15 protein-coding genes are annotated in these 14,981 nt (G+C 61.4%); 10 read left to right on the top strand and 5 right to left on the bottom strand.

The features are described from left to right. The 6 genes from aroQ to RBA40_RS05795 all read left to right on the top strand — a co-directional run bounded on the left by aroQ (position 1) and on the right by RBA40_RS05795 (position 6,527). Positions 1 to 438, top strand: a complete 438-nt coding sequence (gene aroQ, locus RBA40_RS05820) for a type II 3-dehydroquinate dehydratase (RefSeq protein ID WP_306646695.1) — start codon at positions 1 to 3, stop codon at positions 436 to 438. A 93-nt stretch (positions 439 to 531) separates the two neighbouring features. Then, positions 532 to 996, top strand: coding sequence for an acetyl-CoA carboxylase biotin carboxyl carrier protein (gene accB, locus RBA40_RS05815; protein ID WP_306646694.1), 465 nt, complete (start codon positions 532 to 534; stop codon positions 994 to 996). Positions 997 to 1,005: 9 nt separating this feature from the next. Continuing rightward, complete coding sequence (gene accC, locus RBA40_RS05810; RefSeq protein WP_099875192.1) at positions 1,006 to 2,406, top strand: acetyl-CoA carboxylase biotin carboxylase subunit; 1,401 nt, start codon at positions 1,006 to 1,008, stop codon at positions 2,404 to 2,406. After that, entirely contained in the window at positions 2,403 to 3,350 is a 948-nt protein-coding gene (prmA, locus tag RBA40_RS05805; RefSeq protein ID WP_306646692.1) for a 50S ribosomal protein L11 methyltransferase, read from the top strand. The genes accC and prmA overlap by 4 nt, the downstream gene beginning before the upstream one ends. A 4-nt stretch (positions 3,351 to 3,354) precedes the next feature. Then, complete coding sequence (locus tag RBA40_RS33695; RefSeq protein WP_306646691.1) at positions 3,355 to 5,580, top strand: zinc-ribbon and DUF3426 domain-containing protein; 2,226 nt, start codon at positions 3,355 to 3,357, stop codon at positions 5,578 to 5,580. A gap of 8 nt (positions 5,581 to 5,588) precedes the next feature. Further along, on the top strand, positions 5,589 to 6,527 hold the full coding sequence (locus tag RBA40_RS05795; protein WP_306646689.1) for a carbohydrate kinase family protein: 939 nt from the start codon (positions 5,589 to 5,591) through the stop codon (positions 6,525 to 6,527). An 80-nt stretch (positions 6,528 to 6,607) separates the two neighbouring features. On the opposite strand, the gene RBA40_RS05790 is transcribed toward RBA40_RS05795, so the two are convergent. Both RBA40_RS05790 and RBA40_RS05785 read right to left on the bottom strand, forming a co-directional pair. Further along, the gene (locus RBA40_RS05790) at positions 6,608 to 6,883 is read right to left on the bottom strand and encodes a DUF167 domain-containing protein (protein ID WP_306646687.1); all 276 of its coding nucleotides are present in this window, start codon (positions 6,881 to 6,883) and stop codon (positions 6,608 to 6,610) included. A 20-nt stretch (positions 6,884 to 6,903) separates the two neighbouring features. Then, positions 6,904 to 7,434 carry a YggT family protein gene (locus tag RBA40_RS05785; RefSeq protein ID WP_306646685.1) on the bottom strand — a complete coding sequence of 177 codons (531 nt, stop codon included), beginning with the start codon at positions 7,432 to 7,434 and terminating at the stop codon, positions 6,904 to 6,906. 107 nt (positions 7,435 to 7,541) lie between these two features. Between RBA40_RS05785 and RBA40_RS05780 the strand changes: the two genes are divergently transcribed. The 3 genes from RBA40_RS05780 (at position 7,542) to RBA40_RS05770 (ending at position 9,321) form a co-directional block, all read left to right on the top strand. Continuing rightward, positions 7,542 to 7,688: a hypothetical protein gene (locus tag RBA40_RS05780; protein ID WP_306646682.1), complete on the top strand. Its 147-nt coding sequence runs from the start codon at positions 7,542 to 7,544 to the stop codon at positions 7,686 to 7,688. 47 nt (positions 7,689 to 7,735) lie between these two features. Further along, positions 7,736 to 8,629, top strand: coding sequence for a hypothetical protein (locus RBA40_RS05775; protein ID WP_306646681.1), 894 nt, complete (start codon positions 7,736 to 7,738; stop codon positions 8,627 to 8,629). Positions 8,630 to 9,018: 389 nt separating this feature from the next. Beyond that, positions 9,019 to 9,321 (top strand): hypothetical protein, encoded by a 303-nt coding sequence (locus RBA40_RS05770; RefSeq protein WP_306646680.1) that lies wholly within the window; start codon positions 9,019 to 9,021, stop codon positions 9,319 to 9,321. Here the strand turns inward: RBA40_RS05770 and RBA40_RS05765 are convergent. Then, the gene (locus RBA40_RS05765) at positions 9,311 to 9,640 is read right to left on the bottom strand and encodes a ribonucleotide-diphosphate reductase subunit beta (protein WP_306646795.1); all 330 of its coding nucleotides are present in this window, start codon (positions 9,638 to 9,640) and stop codon (positions 9,311 to 9,313) included. The two genes, RBA40_RS05770 and RBA40_RS05765, sit on opposite strands and share 11 nt — an antisense overlap. Before the next feature lie 139 nt (positions 9,641 to 9,779). Between RBA40_RS05765 and RBA40_RS05760 the strand changes: the two genes are divergently transcribed. Continuing rightward, positions 9,780 to 9,968: a hypothetical protein gene (locus tag RBA40_RS05760; RefSeq protein WP_306646679.1), complete on the top strand. Its 189-nt coding sequence runs from the start codon at positions 9,780 to 9,782 to the stop codon at positions 9,966 to 9,968. A 375-nt stretch (positions 9,969 to 10,343) separates the two neighbouring features. Here the strand turns inward: RBA40_RS05760 and RBA40_RS05755 are convergent, their stop codons facing one another. Next, the gene (locus tag RBA40_RS05755) at positions 10,344 to 11,492 is read right to left on the bottom strand and encodes a ribonucleotide-diphosphate reductase subunit beta (protein WP_306646793.1); all 1,149 of its coding nucleotides are present in this window, start codon (positions 11,490 to 11,492) and stop codon (positions 10,344 to 10,346) included. Between the two features lie 96 nt (positions 11,493 to 11,588). After that, positions 11,589 to 14,549 carry a ribonucleoside-diphosphate reductase subunit alpha gene (locus RBA40_RS05750; RefSeq protein WP_306646677.1) on the bottom strand — a complete coding sequence of 987 codons (2,961 nt, stop codon included), beginning with the start codon at positions 14,547 to 14,549 and terminating at the stop codon, positions 11,589 to 11,591. Positions 14,550 to 14,981: the final 432 nt, after the last annotated feature.

Here is a 14,981-nt window from a genome sequence, read left to right as displayed (position 1 = left end):
ATGGCAAAAAAGCTCCTTCTGCTCAACGGCCCCAACCTGAATCTGCTGGGGACACGGGAGCCTGAGGTGTACGGCAAGGCAACATTAGCCGACATCGAGAACGCTGCGACAGCCCAGGCTGCCGCGGCGGGTGCCACGCTATCTTGCTTTCAGAGCAATCATGAAGGTGCGCTGATCGATGCCATCCATGCCGCCCGACTGGACGGCGTGGATGCCATTGTCATCAATCCGGGCGGGCTGACGCATACCAGCGTGGGCTTGCGCGATGCCCTGGCCGGCGTCGCCATCCCGTTTGTGGAAGTCCACATCTCGAATATCCATCAGCGCGAAGCGTTTCGCCATCATTCTTTCCTGTCCGCCATTGCGCAGGGCACCATTTGCGGGCTCGGCATTGATGGATATCGCTTTGCCATCGACTTTGCGCTTAAAAAGCGTTAATCTACTGGCATCTTCAAGCATTATGCGCGGTTATGCTTATATCATGAGCACGCCGCATACTCTTAAAACACAATAAATTCCAAGGGGTTTCACATGGATTTACGAAAACTCAAGACCTTGATCGATCTCGTCGCCGAATCGGACATCGCTGAACTCGAAGTAACCGAAGGCGAGAGCAAGGTCCGCATCGTCAAGTCATCCGCAATCCCGCAGAATCAAATGGTCATGATGCAGCCGCAAGGCATGCAGCAGCACTACGCCGGCGGCCAGGCACCGGCACCGGCTCCGGTCGCCGCCCCCGTGGCCGTGCCGGCCGAGCCGACCGGCCACATCGTCAAGTCGCCGATGGTCGGTACCTTCTACCGTTCGTCCGCTCCGGGCTCCCCAGCCTATGTCGAAGTCGGCTCCTCGATCAAGGAAGGCGAGACCCTGTGCATCATCGAAGCGATGAAGCTGCTCAATGAAATCGACTCCGACGTGTCCGGTGTCGTGACCAAGATCCTGGTCGAAAACGGTCAGCCTGTCGAGTTCGGCCAACCGCTGTTTGTGATTGGCTGACCGACCACTATGTTCGAAAAAATTCTCATTGCCAATCGTGGAGAGATCGCGCTACGTATCCAGCGCGCCTGCCGCGAGATGGGCATCAAGACCGTGGTGGTCCACTCCGAAGCCGACAAAGACGCCAAGTACGTGAAGTTGGCCGATGAATCGGTGTGTATCGGACCGGCGCCATCGTCCCTGAGCTACCTGAACATGCCGGCGATCATCAGCGCGGCCGAAGTCACCGATGCCGAAGCGATTCATCCCGGCTACGGCTTCCTGTCCGAGAACGCCGACTTCGCCGAACGCGTGGAAAAATCCGGCTTCGTCTTCATTGGTCCGCGTTCCGACTCGATCCGCCTGATGGGCGACAAGGTCTCGGCCAAACAAGCCATGATCCGCGCCGGCGTGCCGTGCGTGCCAGGTTCGGACGGCGCCTTGCCGGACGACCCGAAAGAAATCATCCAGACCGCGCGCCGCGTGGGCTATCCGGTGATCATCAAGGCAGCCGGCGGCGGCGGCGGACGCGGCATGCGCGTGGTCCACACCGAAGCGGCCCTGCTCAACGCCGTGGCGATGACCAAGACCGAAGCCGGTACCGCCTTCGGCAATCCGGAAGTGTATATGGAGAAGTATCTGGAAAATCCGCGCCACGTGGAAATCCAGATCCTCGCCGACGAACACAAGAACGCCGTCTGGCTGGGCGAGCGCGACTGCTCGATGCAGCGCCGCCACCAGAAAGTGATCGAAGAAGCGCCGGCGCCGGGCATTCCGCGCAAACTCATCGAAAAGATCGGCGACCGCTGCGCCGAAGCCTGCCGCAAGATCGGCTACCGCGGCGCGGGCACCTTCGAATTCCTGTACGAGAACAACGAGTTCTACTTCATCGAGATGAACACGCGCGTGCAGGTCGAGCACCCGGTCACCGAAATGATTACCGGCATCGACATCGTGCAGGAACAGATCCGCATCGCCTGCGGTGAAAAACTGCGTTTCCGCCAGCGCGACATCATGCTGTCGGGCCACGCCGTCGAGTGCCGCATCAATGCCGAAGATCCATTCAAGTTCACCCCGTCGCCGGGACGCATCGTCTCCTGGCACGCGCCGGGCGGCCCTGGCATCCGCGTCGATTCGCATGCCTACGCCGGTTATTATGTGCCGCCGCATTACGATTCGATGATCGGCAAGGTCATCGCCTACGGCGCCACGCGCGAGCAAGCCATCCGCCGCATGCAAATCGCGCTGTCGGAAATGGTAGTTGAGGGTATCCTGACGAATATCCCGCTGCATCGCGAACTGATGATCGATGCGCGCTTTATCGAAGGCGGCACCAACATCCATTATCTCGAGCAGAAACTGGCCGACAAGCCGGACCTGCCGAAAGGCCCGACCAGCCCTAACAAATCGGAAACGAAGGCAGACGCATGAGCTGGACAGAAGTTGTCATTGAAATTGCACGTGAACACGCAGAAGCGCTGTCCGATGCGCTGATGGAAGCAGGCGCCCTGTCGGTGTCGGTGGAAGACGCCGACGAAGGCACCGACCAGGAAAAGCCGCTGTTCGGCGAACCTGGCATGGAACCGACCGAAGCGGCGTGGGAACACAGCCGCGTGGTGGCCCTGACCGATGTCGACGCCGACCAGGCCGCCATCGTGGCCGAAGCGGCCGCGGCGATTGGCATCGAAACCACGCCGGCGTTTACCACGCGCGCCGTGGCCGACGAAGACTGGGTGCGTTTGACTCAGTCGCAGTTCGCGCCTATTCATATCGGCAAGAACATCTGGGTCGTTCCGAGCTGGCACGAAGCGCCGGAACCGGACGCCCTGATTCTCGAACTCGACCCGGGCCTGGCGTTCGGCACCGGCAGCCACCCGACCACGCGTTTGTGCATGGAATGGCTGGAGGCGCATCCCGCCCCCGGCAAGACCGTGCTCGACTACGGTTGCGGCTCCGGCATCCTGGCCATGGTGGCCAAGAAAATGGGCGCGGGCGACGTGGCCGGTGTCGATATCGATCCGCAAGCGATCGAATCGGCGCGCGACAATGCTGCTCGTAACCAGTGCGAGATCGACTATTACCTGCCAGACAGCTTCGCCACCTCGGCCAAGCCGCATCATGCCACCGGCAAGTTCAACACGGTCGTGGCCAACATCCTGTCGAGCCCATTGAAACTGATGGCGCCGATGCTGGCCGGCCGGGTCGCCCCGGGTGGTTCGCTGGTGTTGTCGGGCGTGCTCGCGCGCCAGGCTGAAGAAGTGGCCGAAGCATATGCGCCGTTCATCACGCTGGGCGTGTGGGCGGAGCAGGATGGCTGGGTAGCACTGCACGGCCAGCTTGGCAGCAACGTTCCACCTACCCCTCGCGGTCAATAAAGGCATGGCGCTCGCCACTCGATGCCCCCATTGCAGCACGACTTTCCGGGTCGCTTCCGACCAGCTGAAGTTACGTGGGGGCATAGTGCGCTGCGGCGCCTGCAATGAAATTTTTGATGGCAACGCGGCACTGGTCGAACTCGACGCGCTGCCGCCAGCCATCCCCTCCCCTGCTGCCGAACCGCCTGCCGCCCCGGCGGTGAGTACCTTCGCCGATCCCGGCAATACGGTGTCGACGCTGCAAATGGATACCTCCTTCGTTCCGGTGTGGCTCAGGCCACAACCGGTGGCGGAGCCTGTTCCTGAACCCGAACCTGAACCCGCGCTGGTGCATGCGCCGGAACCGGAACCGGAACCGGAGCCCGAACCGGAACCGGAGCCTGTCGTGGAACCGGAGCCGATGCCGGAACCGGAGCCCGAACCTGAACCGGCGCCGCCACCGCGCCCGAAACCCTTCATCCCGCTCTCGATCGCAACCTTTGTCGAGCCCGAGGACATGTATGACGAGCCTTACGCGGCCCCTTACGTCGAGCCGGAACCGCAGCCCGCAGCCTGGCGCGGCAAGGCCAAGACACCCTGGCCGACGATCGATATCGGCGCGCCCGAGGCATCGCAGCCGGCGTCAAGCCCAGCGCCATTTCCGGCTGACATGCCGATCGATGAAGAAATCGTTGCGATTGCGCCGCCAGAAGACCTGTCAGAGCCGGAATATGGCGAGCTGAGCTTCGACGCGTCGGTGCTCGACCTGACCTACCCATCTGCCCCGGTACGCGATCCGAACGCGCGCATCGAGCCGGTATTGTTCGAGCCGGAGCGCAAGGAGCCGACGTTCGTCGAGCCCTTGTTCGTGGAGCCGCACTTTGCCGAGCCGACATTCGCGGAGCCGCGCTTTGCCGAACCAGTTTTCGCGCAAGCTGCCCCGGCCGAAGCGCCGTCAGCGCCTATCGTAGCCGGGCCGCCTGCCGCGGAACCGGTATTTATCGCGCCTGCGCCAGTTGAACCGGCGCCGGTCGCGCCCACGTTTGTCGAGCCAGTGCGCGGCGAGCCAGCTCAGTTCGAAATGCCGCCGATCGAACCCGCGTTCGAGAAGCCAGTCCGCGTCGAACCGGCCCCGTTCGAACTGCCTCCGATCGAGCCCGCGTTCGACGAACCGGTCCATGCCGAACCCGAAGTCCCTGAGCCGGCCCGGTTCCTGCCGCCGCTGGTCGAGCCTGCATTCGACGAGCCGGTTCATGCCGAACCCGAAGTCGCCGAGCCGGCCCAGTTCCTGCCGCCGCTGGTCGAGCCTGCGTTCGACGAGCCGATCCACGTTGAACCAGCCGTGCCTGAGCCAGCCCAATTCCAGCGACCGCACGTTGAGCCGGCCTTCGACGAACCGGTCCACGTCGAACCACGCGTTGCCAAGCCAGCCAGGTTCGAGCCGCAGGTGGTCGAGCACGCGTATGACGAGCCGGGGCACACCGTGCTGGTGCTTTCCTACGCCGAAGAAACCACGCCGCACGACGACCAGGCGCACAGCGATGCATTGCTGAACCCAAACACCGAGCCGCTCGTGCGCGACCTGGAGCATGCCCCGCTGCCGCTGCTGCGCCAGTCGTCGGGCGAGAATCCGGCGCAAAAGCCGGCGAAAAAGGCGGCGAAGAAGCCGGCCAAGACGCCGGTCGCGCCACCGCCGCCTCCCGCGCCGGTTGCCGCCGAGCCGGACCACGACGAGCCCGATTTCCTGCGCCGTAGCCGCGAACTGGAAGAAAAGCAAGGCTCGCGCCGCATCGCGATGCTGCTCGGCACGGTCTTGCTGGCCATCCTGCTGGTGGGCCAGGGCGTCACCACCTTCCGCAACATCCTTGTGGCAAAGTTCCCTGTCATCAAGCCCGTGCTGGTCTCGGCCTGCGCGACGCTTGGCTGCAAACTCGAACTGCCGGCCCAGATCGACAGCCTGAGCATCGAAACGGGCGAGCTGCAATCGCTCGGCGCCAACGCCTTCACGCTGTCGACCCTGCTGCGCAACCAGAGCGACCTGACCCAGGCATGGCCGAACATCGAACTGGCGCTGACCGATGGCAACGACAAGACCCTGCTGCGGCGCGTGGTGGTGCCGTCCGAATACTTGCCCAAGGGCACGGTCACGGCCAAAGGCTTCGCGGCGCGTTCCGAACAGGCTGTCAAACTGACTTTTGAAGTAAAACAGATCAAGGCGTCCGGCTACCGCATCGCCATCTTCTATCCATAAGGCACATCATGACCAAGACCACATTGATCTGCGGATCGCTCGCATTCGACAAGATCATGCAATACAACGGCCGTTTCGGCGAAACGCTGCTGGCCGACCAACTGCACAAGGTCAACGTTTCCTTCCTGGTACCGACCTTGCGCACCGAATTTGGTGGCTGCTCGGCCAACATTGCCTATAACCTCAAGATGCTGGGCGGCGAGCCCCTGATCATGGCCGCGATCGGCCAGGATGGCGGCGAGTACCTGGAACGCTTCGACAAGCTCGGCATCGAGACGCGCGCGATTCGCAAGATCACCCACTCGTACACCGCGCAATGCTTCGTCACGGCCGACCTCGACAACAACCAGATTAACGCCTTCCACCCGGGCGCGATGGAATTCGCGCATGAAAACAATGTCGGCGACCAGGGCGAGCTGCGCGTGGCCATTATCGCGCCGGACGGGCGTGGCGGCATGATCAAGCACGCGCGCGACTGCGCGGCGCTGAAAGTACCGTTCATGTTCGACCCGGGCCAGCAATTGCCGATGTTCAGCGGCGACGAATTGATCGAATTCATCAACCAGGCGACCTATGTAGCCGCCAACGACTACGAATTCGAGATGCTGATGGACCGCACCGGCCTGACCCTGGCCGACATCGCCGGCCGCCTGGAAGCGCTGATCGTCACGCGCGGCGAGAAGGGTTCGGAGATTTACACCGGCGGCAAGCGCCACGAGATTCCCTGCGTGCAAGCGGCGGCGGTGGTCGATCCGACCGGCTGCGGCGACGCCTACCGCGCCGGGCTGCTGTTCGGCATCACGAACGAGCTCGACTGGCCAACCACGGGCCGCCTGGCCAGCCTGATGGGCGCGATCAAGATTGCGCACCAGGGTGGACAGAACCACGTCGTCACGGCCGCCCAGATCGCCGACAAGTTCGAAGCCGAGTTCGGCTACCGCTTCTAAGTTGCAAAACCGGGGTCAGAGCTCTAAATAGAAATCTTTCTAGTTAGAGCTCTGACCCCGGTTGTAGGACACGGCTGCATTTACTTTAGGAGTATCTGCGCTGCCTGCTCCGGCGTCAGGGTCGCCGACACCACTTCGACCAGCTTGCGCTTGCTGGTCAGCCCGTGCGTGATCGTGAGCGCGCTTTTCGGCACGCCCAATTCTCCCGATAAATATTTGATCAAGGCCTCGTTGGCCTTGCCTTCGATCGGCTGCGCCTGCAGCTTGAGCTTGAGCGCGTCGTCGAGCACGCCGATCACCTCGGTCTTCCTGGCGTTCGGGGTGATCTGCACCGCCAGCCGCAATGCGCCCGGCAACGCCGAACACCAGGCCCGGCTCACCGCAGGCCGAACATCATCTGCACCAGGATGTGCACGATCTTGAGCAGGATCATCGCCACCATCACCGACAGGTCGATCCCGCCGATCGGCGGCACCACTTTGCGCAGCGGACGCAGCAAGGGGTCGTTGAGGGCCTGCACGAAAGGCGCCATGGGCGCCTGCGGGTTGACCCAGCTCAAAATGACTTCGATGAACAGCAAGCCGATGAAGCCATACAGGATCCAGGTCAGGAAGGCGTACAGGGCCATGATGGCCACTATCTCGAACGAGGCGCCAAAGAACAGGATCACGGACGTCGCCAGCGCCACCACCAGAAAGGCGCCGACCAGGCTGGCCCAGTCGTAGCCACCCACGCCGGGAATGATGCGCCGCATCGGCAGCACCATCCAGTCCGACAGGGCGTAGATAAATTGCCCGAGCTGCGACGGCGGACGCACGCGGATCGCCTGCATCCAGAACCGCAGTAACAGGACCCCACCAAGAATGGTGGCGATGGTGTCGACGATCAACTGAACAATACTGTACACGTGCTCTCCTTAAAAAAAAACCGCTGTGTGATACGAGTCACACAGCGGTATTTTGCCTGATCCAGGCCCAACAACCTGTTACGGACGGCTGCTGGTCGGGAAAGGCCATGCTGCTGCCGGAGCCAACACAGTTTTCGCCGCTGGCGCCGGAGCCGGTGCTGCCGCTGCTGCTGGTGCAGGAGCTGCTGCTGGCTTCGATGCTGCGTCGGCTTTCGGTGCAGCTGCCTTCTTCGGCGCTGGTGCTTTCTTTATAACCGGCTTGGCTGCCGGAGCGGCTGGAGCCGCTGGCGCCGCTGCTGGCTTGGCTGCTGGCTTCGCCGCAGCCTTAACCGGCTTTTTTGCTGCTGGCTTAGCCGCCACCTTTTTTGCTGCTGGCTTTGCTGCTGCTTTCGCTGCTGGCTTTGCTGCTGCTTTAGTTACTGCTGGTTTTTTGGCGGTCGACGTCGCTGCTGCTTTTTTGGCGGCTGGCTTGGCTGCGGCTTTGCTGGCTGCTGGCTTCGCTGCTGCTTTTTTAGCGGCTGGCTTGGCGGCCGATTTGGCTGCGGCTTTCTTCGCTACCGGCTTGGCTGCTGGCTTCGCTGCCGACTTGGCTGCTGGCTTGGCCGACGACTTCGCTGCGGCTTTTTTCGCTGCCGGCTTCGCTGCTGCCTTCTTCGCTACTGGCTTGGCCGTGGCTTTTGCCTTGGCTGCTGGCTTGGCTGCTGCTTTTTTGGCGGCTGGCTTTGCTGCTGCTTTTTTAGCGACTGGCTTGGCGGCCGACTTGGCTGCTGCCTTTTTCGCTACTGGCTTGGCTGCCGGCTTGGCTGCCGACTTGGCTGCTGGCTTGGCGCTGGTTTTTGCTGCGGCTTTTTTCGCTACTGGCTTCGCTGCTGGCTTGGCTGCGGCTTTTTTCGCTGCTGGCTTTGCTGCTGGCTTGGCTGCGGTTTTCGCTGCGGCCTTTTTCGCTGCCGGCTTGGCTGCAGGTTTGGCTGCGGCTTTCGTGGCTGGCTTGGCTGCGGCTGCTTTCGCGGCGACTTTCTTCGCTGGTTTCTCGGCAGCGGCTTTTGCGGCTGGTTTCTTTACTGCGGGTTTCTTAGCGGCTGTTGCCATTTGGGTTCTCCTTCATCTGCGATGGAAAAAAATCACGCTACAAGATTTAAAACCCGTCCGACCCGTAACTGGAGGTCAGGCGAATTATTCATCGGCACAAACGTGATCGTGTTTATGCTAATGAATTCGGCACCAGCTGAACTGCTGCAACTCCTCAAGTTTGCAGCGCTTCAGCTATAGTCGTTTCTGAAAACAGAGACGACGGATACGGTGTTCATGGTTCGCTGTCCACATCCAAAAGCCCACAACCGTAAAAGAAAAAGCCGCCATGCCTGAACCGGATCAGGCAGTGCGGCTTTGTCTTTTGCAGAAGTTTAAGCACATATCTGTTGAATCAGCGTCCCATTTTGATCGATGATTTTGTCGTCGCGCGCGGCTTGCATCTTCGCGTTCACGTTTTGACAAATTCAATCACGTAAAGTACACGAAAACCTTGTCAGTGCGCAACCAGCACACTGCGTTTCGCTTACTTTTTTTTTCGACGGCGCGCGCGCCATGCGCGCGGCGCGTTTTGAAAATCGTTTATTCGCAGTTCAATGCGCCGCCGGTTTGGTATCTGGCCACGCGCGTCCCGACAACGTGGCGCTCCTTTTTCGGCTCGATCATCGCGCTCATCGACGGGCCCGGATTTTCTTCTCGCGCGAACAGCGCGCCGGGTCCGAACCGCTGCGCGCGGCGGTGCGCGATGAAGCACAGGCAAGCGTTGAACATGGCCGCGTCGGGGCCGGCACACTGCGCGCCATGATGCCGCCGGCGTGCGCATATTCGCGCTCGGCCGATTGCAGATTCAACGCTTGATCTCTTCGCCGAAAGCCGCCCCCCACGGCAGCGGATTTTCCATCGCGATCGCACCGATCGCGTCGGGCGCAAAATTGCAATGCATTGATTCGTCACGCAAAATGCTCCGATAGCGCTCCGCCGCACCCATCAATTTGTTGTGCCGCGCGAGCGTAGGAATCAGTGGAAAGCCGACGCAAAAGAACACTCCTTCGATCAGACAGGCGAACGCAATGGGCGACTTCGACAGCGCCCAATCGTCCTCCACGGCACCCGTGGCGAAGGCCGGATCGGTCGGGCGATTGATGAACGGAATGAGGAATTCTGCCTTGGCGCGGATCGCTTCGGCCTCGTTGCAGGCGTTGAAAACCTGCCCTTCATCGCGGCCCGGGACTGCATGATGTACTGGCAGATGGGCGAGTCAATCGCGACATCGCAGGCTTTCTGCGGCAGGTATTGGCGGCATTCGGGCGCGTGATGTGGTGCTCGGTTGCGAGCACGATGTCGTTCGCGGCGGGCGAATCGACGCCCGCAACGACGCCTGGATTTCTTTTTACGAGACGTCGCCCGTCATCGTCAAACCGTTGGGATTTTTCCACAACTCTGCCGCGCTGCATGACGCGCTCGCGCAGTTCGCGTTGCGCATGCCACACCGTTCGATGCGCTGACGCTCACGCCGTTGGCCGTGTTCATGTCGTGGCGCCGCGCGCGCCTGCTTGTCTGCTCCCGCGCATGCTGTCGGAGGCCGGCGGCATGAAAGCGCTGAAAGCAGACATCGCGGCATCGAGATTGGCGAGCTGTCCTTGCGCCGGTTTCAAGATAGAGATAGCGGTAGCGGTGGCGAGCATGCCCCGGCCGCGGCACCACATCGTGGAGTGGGCGTGAGGTCCAACTTGCAGTCGCTGCAAGATGGCGCAGAACCTGAGAGAGAGTACGGCCAGGATCGGCGTACCGTAAACGGACTCGGGCGAACATGGAAGTTCGCCCGAAGCTTGAAAGACAATCAATTGAGCAGAATCCTTCCTCAGCTCAATTCTCTGGGCTTACTCCCAGTTCAATGCACCACCGGTCTGATATTCGGTCACGCGCGTCTCGAAGAAGTTGCGCTCCTTCTTCAGGTCGATCATTTCGCTCATCCAAGGGAATGGATTTTCCTCTTGGGCGAACAGCGCATCCAGGCCGATCTGCTGCGCACGGCGGTTCGCGATGAAGCGCAGGTAACCCTTGAACATGGTCGCGTTCAGGCCGAGCACGCCGCGCGGCATGGTGTCTTCGGCGTACGCATACTCCAGGTCGACCGCTTCCAGGAACAGTGCCTTGATCTCTTCGCGGAAAGCCGGCGTCCACAGCAGCGGGTTTTCCATCTTGATCGTGTTGATCAAGTCGATCCCGAAGTTGCAATGCATCGATTCGTCGCGCAGGATGTATTGATATTGCTCCGCCGCACCCATCATCTTGTTCTGGCGTCCGAGCGCCAGGATCTGGGTAAAGCCGACGTAGAAGAACAGCCCTTCCATCAGGCAAGCAAACACGATCAGCGACTTGAGCAGCTTCTGGTCGTTCTCCACGGTACCCGTGGTGAAGGCCGGATCGGTCAGGGTATTGATGAACGGAATCAGGAATTCATCCTTGTCGCGGATCGACTTGACCTCGTTGTAGGCGTTGAAAATCTCCGCTTCATCCAGGCCCAGCGACTCCACGATGTACTGGTACGCGTGGGTATGGATCGCTTCCTCGAACGCCTGGCGCAGCAGGTACTGGCGGCATTCCGGCGCCGTGATGTGGCGGTAGGTGCCCAGCACGATGTTGTTGGCGGCCAGCGAATCGGCGGTCACGAAGAAGCCCAGGTTGCGTTTGACGAGACGACGCTCGTCATCGGTCAAACCGTTGGGATTTTTCCACAACTCGATGTCGCGCTGCATGTTGACCTCTTGCGGCATCCAGTGATTGGCGCAACCGGCCAGGTATTTGTCCCACGCCCATTTGTATTTGAACGGGACCAGCTGGTTCACATCGGTCTTGCCGTTGATGATGCGCTTGTCGTCGGCGTGCACGCGCTTGGCGACCGATGCGGCATCGGCGTCCGTTACGGCTGCGGGTTCGGTCCCCGCTACGGTACCCGCTACGGCGGCGCTTGGCGCCACGGGGCGCGCGGCTGGCGCGCTGGCTGTTTCATCGTCCCAGGACAACATGGTCATTTCCTCTTTTCGTCTGTCTTCAATTCGGTATTGCGCGCAGCGCCGTGGCGCTGCGCCTGTTTGCCGGGGATGACTCCGGCGATGACGCTATTACTGGCAGGCTTCGCATTCCTCGAAGCCATCGTCGCCCGGACGCAGGTAGCACGCCGCGCCGTCTTCCTCGGCCGCCGCCGCGGCTGCCGTCGCGGCCGCTGCGCTCGCAGCCACCTTGGCCGCCGTATCGGCCGCCGCACCCATTGCGTGGGCCGACATGCCGCCATCGACCGCCACCGCGTTCAGCGCGCCGGTCTTGGAAGTGGACTTCTCCATGTGGGTCGCCGCAATGGTGCGCAGGTAGTAGGTGGTCTTCAGGCCGCGCAGCCAGGCCAGCTTGTAGGTCTCGTCGAGCTTCTTGCCCGACGCGCCAGCCATGTAGATGTTCAGCGACTGGGCCTGGTCGATCCACTTCTGGCGGCGCGATGCCGCTTCCACCAGCCAGCTCGGCGAGACCTCGAACGCCGTTGCGTAAATGTCACGCAAGTCTTGCGGGATGCGGTCGATCTTGGCCAGCGAACCGTCGAAGTATTTCAGGTCGGCGATCATGACTTCATCCCACAGGTCGCGCGCCTTGAGGTCGCGCACCAGGTAAGAATTGATCTCGGTAAATTCGCCGGACAGGTTCGACTTCACGTACAGGTTCTGGAAGGTCGGTTCGATGCAGGCCGACACGCCGATGATGTTCGAGATCGTCGCGGTCGGGGCGATCGCCACGCAGTTCGAGTTGCGCATGCCGAACTGCTTGATGCGTTCGCGCACCACGGTCCAGTCCATGGACGAGGACATGTCCACTTCCAGGTAGCCGCCGCGTTCCTCGGCCAGCAGCTTGATCGAATCCTGCGGCAGGATGCCGCGGTCCCACAGCGAGCCGCTGTACGACTCGTAGCGGCCGCGCTCTTCGGCCAGCTCGGTCGAGGCCAGGTAGGCGTAGTAGCACACCGCTTCCATCGAGGAATCGGCGAATTGAACCGCCTGGTTCGACGAATACGGCACGCGCATCATGTGCAGGCAATCCTGGAAGCCCATGATACCCATTCCCACCGGACGGTGGCGCATGTTCGAGTTGCGCGCTTTTTCGACGGCGTAGTAATTGATATCGATGACGTTGTCGAGCATGCGCATCGCGGTGCGGACGGTTTTCTGCAGCTTGACCGGGTCGAGCTTGCCTTCTTTCATGTGCGCCGGCAAGTTCACGGAACCCAGGTTGCAGACGGCGATTTCCGACTCGTTGGTGTTGAGGGTAATCTCGGTGCACAGGTTCGAGCTGTGGACCACGCCGACGTGTTGCTGTGGCGAACGGATGTTGCATGGATCCTTGAAGGTGATCCATGGGTGGCCGGTTTCGAACAGCATCGAGAGCATCTTGCGCCACAGGTCGAGCGCGGCGATCTTCTTGAACACGCGGATTTCGCCGGCGGCCGCTTTGGCTTCGTAGCCGGTGTAGGCCAATTCAAACGCCTTGCCGACCTTGTCGTGCAGGTCAGGCGTTTCCGATGGCGAGAACAGGGTCCAGTCGCCCTTTTCCATCACGCGCTTCATGAACAGGTCGGGAATCCAGTTGGCCGTGTTCATGTCGTGGGTGCGGCGGCGGTCATCGCCCGTGTTCTTGCGCAGGTCGAGGAATTCTTCCACGTCCATGTGCCAGGTTTCCAGATAGGCGCACACCGCGCCCTTGCGCTTGCCGCCCTGGTTGACCGCCACGGCGGTGTCGTTGACCACTTTCAGGAACGGCACCACGCCTTGCGACTTGCCGTTGGTACCCTTGATGTGGGCGCCCAGGGCGCGCACCGGCGTCCAGTCGTTGCCCAGGCCGCCGGCGAACTTGGCCAGCAGCGCGTTTTCCTTGATCGCGTCGTAGATGCCTTCCAGGTCGTCCGAGACGGTGGTCAGGTAGCACGACGAGAGCTGCGAGCGCAGGGTGCCGGAATTGAACAGGGTCGGGGTCGAGCTCATGAAGTCGAACGACGACAGCAGGTTGTAGAACTCGACGGCGCGCGCTTCGCGGTTTTCTTCGCGCAGCGACAAGCCCATGGCAACGCGCATGTAGAACGCCTGCGGCATTTCGATGCGCACGTCGCGCACGTGCAGGAAGTAGCGGTCGTACAGGGTTTGCAGGCCGATGTAGCCGAACTGCAAGTCACGGTCGGCGACCAGGGCGCGGGCCAGCTTGGCCAGGTCGAAGGTGGCCAGGACCGGGTCCAGCAACTCGTTCTCGATGCCCTTGGCGATGTATTTCGGGAAGTACTCTATATAGTGTGCCGCCGCTTTCGCTTGCGGCACTTCTTCGCAGAACACTTCCTTGCGGATGGTGTGCAGCAGGATGCGGGCGGTCACTTGCGAGTAAGCCGGGTCCTTTTCCATCAGCGCGCGCGCAGCCAGGATGGCGGACTTGTGCAGCTCTTCGACCGGTACGCCGTCGTACAGGTTCTTGACCGTTTCAGCCAGGATGGCGTCGGCGTCGACGTGTTTTTCCAGGCCCACGCAGGCGGCGGCGATCAGGTCGCGCACCTGGTTCATGTCGAGCAGGCGGCGCTGGCCGTTTTCAGTCACGTGGATTTGCGGCGCGGCCAGTTGCGCGGAGGCACCTTGTGCCTCCTTCTGCAGGCGGCGCTCTTCCATGTGCTTGGCGCGGTACAGCACGTAGGCACGCGCCACGTCGTGCTCGCCCGAGCGCATCAGCGACAGTTCGACCTGGTCCTGCACGTCTTCGATGTGGAAAGTGCCGCCCGATGGCTGGCGGCGGATCAGGGCGGAAACGACGTTCTCGGTCAGTTGCTCGACCAGTTCGCGCACGCGCGCGGAGCCGGCGCTCTGGCCACCGTTAACGGCCAAAAAGGCCTTGGTGACGGCGATCGAGATCTTGGAGGGTTCAAAGGCGACGACAGCGCCGTTGCGGCGGATGATGCGGTAGTCGCCGCGGGCGGCGACGGCGGCGGCACTGGTCGGTGCTGGCTGGCCTGCTGCTCCAGGTGTGATGTGCAATTGGTTGATCGAAGAATCTTGGGATGTTTGCATTGAACCTCCTGGAGCGGCGGGCTTTGGTCTGCCGCCGGTTGTTATCAAGTGGACGGCGTCAATCAACCGTCCCCAACAAATATAAAAACAAAAAAACTACCCCCGCCAGCCTGGAATATCGAGGCCGGCGCCGTAAGGCGATGGTGGGTGGATTGCGTTAAAAACTAGGCTTGCCGTGCTGCGTTATGGATGCTGAGTTATCGGTGGCAGAGCTTCAAAAACCACTATATCTAGTCGATTCATCAAATGTGGGACTAATTGTAGTACCTCACCCGGGGAGTGGCAATAGAATTAAGTAGCAATATTTTCATGTGCGTCGCTTGACTTTTTTGACTCAGGCCGCATGAAGGACTGCCCGGTTAGCACATACTAACGGGTGCCCTTTTTTGAAGCAGCCGCCAGCGCGCGCCTGCCGTTTTTGCGTCGCGGGCA

Source organism: Massilia pseudoviolaceinigra (assembly GCF_030846505.1).
Taxonomy (GTDB): domain Bacteria; phylum Pseudomonadota; class Gammaproteobacteria; order Burkholderiales; family Burkholderiaceae_D; genus Telluria_A; species Telluria_A violaceinigra.
This window is presented reverse-complemented; position numbering and strand designations above follow the sequence as displayed.